Source organism: Streptomyces sp. NPDC096046 (genome assembly GCF_040303285.1).
GTDB lineage: Bacteria > Actinomycetota > Actinomycetes > Streptomycetales > Streptomycetaceae > Streptomyces.
Genome location: NZ_JBEOSZ010000062.1, coordinates 1 through 5,986, shown reverse-complemented (window position 1 = coordinate 5,986; position 5,986 = coordinate 1). Strand labels below are relative to the sequence as shown.

The window sequence follows — 5,986 nt, the reverse complement described above, 5'->3', positions numbered from 1 at the left end:
GCCGCCCGTCTGGCGCTGCGCCTGGGCTCCGGCATCATCACCGACGCCGTCGACCTGGAGGCCGCTTCACGACCCGTTGTGGTCGTGAAGGCCGACGTTGTGTTTGGGGAGGGTGTCGGTGTCGTTGCACGCCAGGCAGGTCGACGGGGCTCCTGAGGAGACGGCCCGGGTGGCGCGGGCGGCGTTCCCGAAGGGCAGCCTGGCGATGCGGATCCGTGATGAGCTGGGCGAGCTGTTCCAGGACTCAGACTTCGCCGGGCTGTACCCGAGCAGGGGAAAGCCGGCATGGTCGCCGGGCAGGCTGGCGCTGGTGTCGGTCATGCAGTTCGCCGAAGGGCTCTCGGACCGGCAGGCCGCGGACGCTGTTCGCGGGCGGCTGGACTGGAAGTACCTCCTCGGGCTGGAGCTGGCCGATCCGGGGTTCGACCACTCGGTGCTCACCTAGTTCAGGGACCGGCTGATCACGGGAGACGCCGGGATCCAGCTCCTGGACAGGGTCCTTGAGGCCGCCGCGGAGCACGGCCTGCTCAAGGCCGGCGGCCGTGCCCGCACGGACTCAGCACTTGGTCGACGCCGGCTATGCGACAGCCCGGGAAGTGGTCACCGCCCGCCGGGACCACAAGGTCAACCTGGTGGGCCCGATCCTCGCAGCCACCAGCTGGCAGACCAAGGACGGCGGCGGCTTCTCGCAGGCCGACTTCACCATCGACTGGGAGAATCGCCAAGTGACCTGCCTCAACGGTGCGACCAGCAGTCGATGGGTCGAAGATCGCTCTCAGGAGGGTACCGCCGTGGTCCGGGCACGGTTCCCGACGGCTGCCTGCCGTCCCTGCAAAGCCCGAGAGCAGTGCACCCGTTCCAACAGCAGGGTCGGATATGGGGCGCCGGATCACTCTCCGCCCGCGGGCCGAGTATGAGGTGATCCAGCAGGCGCGGGCTCAGGGGTCCTTTCACTATGCCCGTCCGGGTCGCGCGGCCTGGCACCGCACCTCGCCGCGTTGCCGAAACGCCCTAGTAGCTCCGCTACGAGGGCTTCCCGGCGCCTTGCGATGCACGGCACCAGACCACGTGCCCTGATCGGACGCTCATAGTGAAAGGACCCCTTAGGAAGGCACCCAGGATTGGAAGGAGCAGTACGCGAACAGGCCGGTGTCGAAGGCACGATCTCCCAGGGAGTTCGAGCTCTCGGCCTGCGGCGATGCCGGTATCACGGCTTGAATGCTTAGATTCAGTCACCGCAGTCGACATGACGCCATTTTCTCCTCGTCGCCAGTAAGAGCGGGCGGCAGTATGCCGATCTCTCTGCGATGCCGACTCCCGCAGATGACGATGGCCTTTGTTGTGGTCTTGCGGCGGATCCAGTCGCTATGCCTTCAGGCAGACCGAGCCCCAGCGTCAGCGGTTGCCTGTGCTGCACGTGCGCGCCGCCGCCGATACCCCGCAGCCACGCGGCTGACATCGTTCTTCCTGGGCCTGTAACGACACCGAGACCCTCCCCAAACACAACGTCGGCCTTCACAACCACAACGGGTCGTGAAGGCCGACGTCACGTTCATGCCCCGGATTCGCCAACAGTGTCGATCATCCGACGGGGGCCGTCGCCGCTTCTCCATTCTCGGACGATCGAGCCCGTACCGTGGCCGGACCTGCGCGAAGTTGACCGCGGTCTTAAGGGACGACACCGTCGAATGCCCTGTTTCGACCGGGAGGATTCCGACCCAAACGCCAGACCACGCCACCCCTTCCAACGCGTAGAAATATCTACGACCATGACTACGGCCGGGCGGCACGCGGACCCCGTGGGTCACCGGCTCGTGTCCCGCGCGCGCCGGACCGCGGCGCCGCCGACTGTGCCTGGGGTGGCCATGCAGAGCGTCATGTGGAAGCAAGCCGTCGAGTGGCTCGCCGCGGCCGCCACGGACCCCCAGGAGTGCAAGCGGGAGTGGGACTACGGTGCCGGGACGGTACTCGTGGAGGCCGGGCGGTACTGGGACGTGCTCAGCGTTCCCGACCGGCTCGGCCTTCTCGCACTGGACATCCTGTGGCGCGACCCGCTCAAGGTGCCGGGGCCCACCCTGGTGGACTGCGCCGCGCGAAGAGTGGGGTTCTTCCTGCCGCCTGATCCCGTCAGCGAGTGGATCGGCTTCGGGGTACGGCACGTCGGGCGGGGTTCCTGGGTCGCCGTACCGCCGCCGTACCGGCCCGCCGGGCGCCTGGAGTGGCTCGTCCCGCCGGACGGAACCGGCGCCCTGCACACGCCCGGCACCCTCGAAGCGGCCCTGCGGGAGGCCAGCGGCACCCTCGCGGTGCTGGCGCCGGTCAGCGCGGAGCCGGTGGTGAGGGACGGCTGGTGAGGCGGGCGCCGGACGAGGGTGCCGCCGCCGCCGGGTGGCGGCCGGGGGCAGGGCGAGTACCGGCGGGGGCGGCCGCGCCCGGGTGCCGGCAGGCAGCCGGCTGGGGAGCGGCGACCGGGTGCGGGGCGGCGGGGACGACCGGGGCCATGTGCCGGCCGGCGCTCCACGTGGTGACGGCCGTCCAGGTCTCGCTCTCGGCCGGCGCCGCGAAGGAGACCCACTGGCCGTCGCGGTGCTCCGGGACGGTGTGCCCCCGGGCCTCCCACTCGGCGAGCAGTGCCGCGTAGATCGGCGGATGTCCCGCGTAACCGCTGGTGAGTTCGGCGTACGAGCGGGGCGCGGCGTCGTTCCCGGGAAGGCGCCGCACCGTCTCCGTGCTGTCCATGCCGGGCAAACGCGGCGTCGCACACCGGTGGTACGCGGGCCGGGCCGCGTCCGTCGGGTCGAGTGAACCCGTCACCCGTATGGCGGCGCGCGGTTACCGGACAAACTTCCAGTCAGGCGATCGTCCGTTTCAGAACGGGGGACGATTCCAGGCCGACCTGTCACTTCCAGGCCATCCATCGCCCCGGGGCCCCTGCGGAACGTCGTTCCCGGGCCGGACGGAATCCTCGACCGGGGCAGGCGCATCCGGTAACACTGACCTGACGCCGAGAAACCGGTACGACGGCAGGGAGAGGCCATGTCGCAGCGCCCCGACCTCCGGCAGCGCAGGGCCGTGCTGGAGCACGAGTGGTCGCGCTGGGTGCCGCGGCTGACCGTCCCGGGCGCGCGGCCGGGCGGCACCGCGGCGCTGCGCCACGAGGTGACCGAGTCCTGGGCGCGTTCGCTGGGCAGTGTGGACCCGGGCCGGGACAGCGCCCCGGTCACCGACGACGGCCGGGTGCACCAGCGCTGGACGGCCTCACCGCTGTACGAGCCGGTGTCCGCACTCGCCGGGGAACTGCACAGCATCGGCGAGGACGCCGGGTTCGTCACCGCGGTCACCGACGAGTCCGGCACCATCCTGTGGACCTGCGGCGGTCCGACCATGCGCCGCCTGGCCGAGCGGGTCAACTTCGCGCCGGGCGGCCGCTGGGACGAGCAGGCCATGGGGACGAACGCCCTGTCCCTCGCCCTGCGCACCGGCCTCCCGAGTTCCGTCTTCTCCGCGGAGCACCTGGTGTCGGCCCTGCACGGATGGGTCTGCTACTGCGCCCCCGTGCACGGCCGGGACGGTCGTGTCCTCGGCGTACTGGACCTGTCCACGACCTGGGACCGCTCGCATCCCCTGGCCATGTCCACCGTCCGCACGCTGGTGTCCACGATCGAGGCCCGCCTGAAGACCGAGGCGTCCCGTCCGGGTCCGCTCCGGCTCACATGCCTGGGCTCGGAACACGCCGTGCGCGAGGGACGTCCCCTCCCGCTGCGCCCCCGCCAGTTGGAGATCCTCACCCTCCTCGCACTCGAACCCGAGGGCTTCACCCCGGAGCGGCTGCGCGCCGCCCTGTACGGCGACCGGCCGGTCACCTCGTCCACCTTCAAGGCGGAGATCTCCCACCTGCGCCGGGCGCTGGGCGGCGCGATCTCCGCCCGCCACTACGCCCTCACCACCCCCGTGTCCTGCGACGCCGCCGACGTCCTGCGCGCGCTGGAGCAGGGCGACACGGACACCGCCCTGCGCCGCTACGGCGGCCCGCTCCTGCCCCGCTCCGAGGCGCCCGGTGTCGAGGAGTGGCGCACCCGCCTCGACGTGGCGGTACGGGAGGCCGTGCTGGCGAGCACCCGCCCCGAGCACGCCCTGCGGTACGGCGAACGGGCCCCCTACGACACGGAGATCCACGAGCACGCGCTGGGTCTGCTCGGCCCGAACGACACGCGCCGCGCGATCGTGGCGGGCCGGCTGACGACGGCCCTGCGGGACTGGGACTGACGGACCGTCCTCGCGCACCAACCTCGCGCCAACCTCCCGGGAGCACAGTGGGGCCGACACGACGGCAGAGCCCGTCGCCCGCCCCGCACGCCCTTCACCGAGGAGAGCCGCCATGGTGTACGCGCAGCCCGGAACCGACGGCAGCATCGTCACCTTCGCCCGCCGCTACGACAACTTCATCGACGGCGACTGGACAGCGCCCGTCGAGGGCCGCTACTTCGAGAACCCGACCCCCGTGACCGGCGAGGTCTTCTGCGAGGTGGCCCGCTCCACGGCGGCCGACGTCGACCTCGCCCTGGACGCCGCGCACCGGGCTGCCGACCGGTGGGGCCGCACCTCCACGACGGAACGCGCGAACATCCTCAACAGGATCGCCGACCGCATCGAGCGGAACCTGGAGAAGATCGCCGTCGCCGAGACGTGGGAGAACGGCAAGCCGGTCCGCGAGACCCTGGCCGCCGACATCCCGCTGGCCGTGGACCACTTCCGGTACTTCGCCGGCGTCGTCCGCGCGCAGGAGGGCAGCATCGCGGAGATCGACGCCGACACGGTCGCCTACCACTTCCACGAGCCGCTGGGCGTGGTCGGCCAGATCATCCCATGGAACTTCCCCGTCCTCATGGCCACATGGAAGCTCGCCCCCGCGCTGGCCGCAGGCAACTGTGTCGTCATCAAACCGGCCGAACAGACCCCGGTCAGCCTGCTCTACGTCATGGAGCTGATCGCCGACCTGCTTCCGCCGGGCGTGGTCAACGTCGTCAACGGCTTCGGCGTGGAGGCGGGCAAGCCGCTGGCGTCCAGCCCGCGGGTGGCGAAGGTGGCGTTCACCGGCGAGACGACCACCGGCCGCCTGATCATGCAGTACGCGAGCGAGAACGTCATCCCCGTCACCCTGGAACTGGGCGGCAAGAGCCCCAATATCTTCCTGCCCGACGTCATGGCCGCCGACGACGACTTCCTGGACAAGGCCGTCGAGGGCTTCGTGATGTTCGCCCTCAACCAGGGCGAGGTCTGCACCTGCCCGTCCCGCGCCCTGATCCCCTCGTCGATCTACGACGAGTTCATGGCCCGCTGTGTCGAACGCACCGAGGCCATCGTCGGGGGCGACCCGCTGGACCCGGCCACCATGATCGGCGCGCAGGCGAGCAACGACCAGTACGAGAAGATCCTCTCCTACCTGGACATCGGCAGGAAGGAGGGCGCCGAGGTCGTCACGGGCGGCAACCCCCGTGCGGTGCCCGGCCTGGAGGGCGGCTACTACATCGAGCCGACCATCTTCCGCGGCAGCAACGACATGCGGATCTTCCAGGAGGAGATCTTCGGCCCGGTCGTCTCGGTCGCGACGTACGACTCGGTCGACGAGGCCCTGAAGATGGCCAACGACACCCTGTACGGCCTCGGCGCGGGCGTCTGGACCCGCGACGGCAACACGGCCTACCGCCTGGGCCGCGCGGTCAAGGCGGGCCGGGTCTGGACGAACTGCTACCACGCCTACCCGGCCCACGCGGCGTTCGGCGGCTACAAGAAGTCCGGGATAGGCCGCGAGACCCACAAGATGATGCTCGACCACTACCAGCAGACGAAGAACCTGCTGGTGAGCTACTCGCCGAAAAAGCTGGGCTTCTTCTAGTGCCGCAGCAGGCAACGTTCGCCCCGTCGCGACGCCCGGCACGCACTCTCGCCGCACCGGGCGCAAGCCCAAGTACACCCAGTACGAGGG

The 5,986-nt window shown here is 70.6% G+C and carries 5 protein-coding genes and 1 pseudogene; 5 read left to right on the top strand and 1 reads right to left on the bottom strand.

Annotation, left to right across the window (positions count from 1 at the left end; genetic code table 11):
- Positions 1-118 precede the first annotated feature (118 nt).
- From ABTX62_RS33910 to ABTX62_RS33900, 3 genes and pseudogenes are all read left to right on the top strand, one after another.
- Positions 119-559 (top strand): annotated as a pseudogene (locus ABTX62_RS33910) (transposase); the annotation flags it as partial.
- Entirely contained in the window at positions 543-917 is a 375-nt protein-coding gene (locus ABTX62_RS33905; protein ID WP_352119769.1) for a transposase, read from the top strand. The pseudogene ABTX62_RS33910 and the gene ABTX62_RS33905, both read left to right, overlap by 17 nt.
- 948 nt (positions 918-1,865) lie before the next feature.
- Positions 1,866-2,354 (top strand): hypothetical protein, encoded by a 489-nt coding sequence (locus tag ABTX62_RS33900; RefSeq protein ID WP_283973583.1) that lies wholly within the window; start codon positions 1,866-1,868, stop codon positions 2,352-2,354.
- Here the strand turns inward: ABTX62_RS33900 and ABTX62_RS33895 are convergent.
- Entirely contained in the window at positions 2,320-2,739 is a 420-nt protein-coding gene (locus ABTX62_RS33895; protein WP_352119768.1) for a hypothetical protein, read from the bottom strand. The two genes, ABTX62_RS33900 and ABTX62_RS33895, sit on opposite strands and share 35 nt — an antisense overlap.
- A 297-nt stretch (positions 2,740-3,036) precedes the next feature.
- Between ABTX62_RS33895 and ABTX62_RS33890 the strand changes: the two genes are divergently transcribed.
- Together ABTX62_RS33890 and adh are read left to right on the top strand one after the other, a co-directional pair.
- Positions 3,037-4,266, top strand: a complete 1,230-nt coding sequence (locus tag ABTX62_RS33890; RefSeq protein WP_352119767.1) for a transcriptional regulator — start codon at positions 3,037-3,039, stop codon at positions 4,264-4,266.
- Positions 4,267-4,378: 112 nt separating this feature from the next.
- Complete coding sequence (adh, locus tag ABTX62_RS33885) at positions 4,379-5,896, top strand: aldehyde dehydrogenase (RefSeq protein WP_352119766.1); 1,518 nt, start codon at positions 4,379-4,381, stop codon at positions 5,894-5,896.
- Positions 5,897-5,986 lie beyond the last annotated feature (90 nt).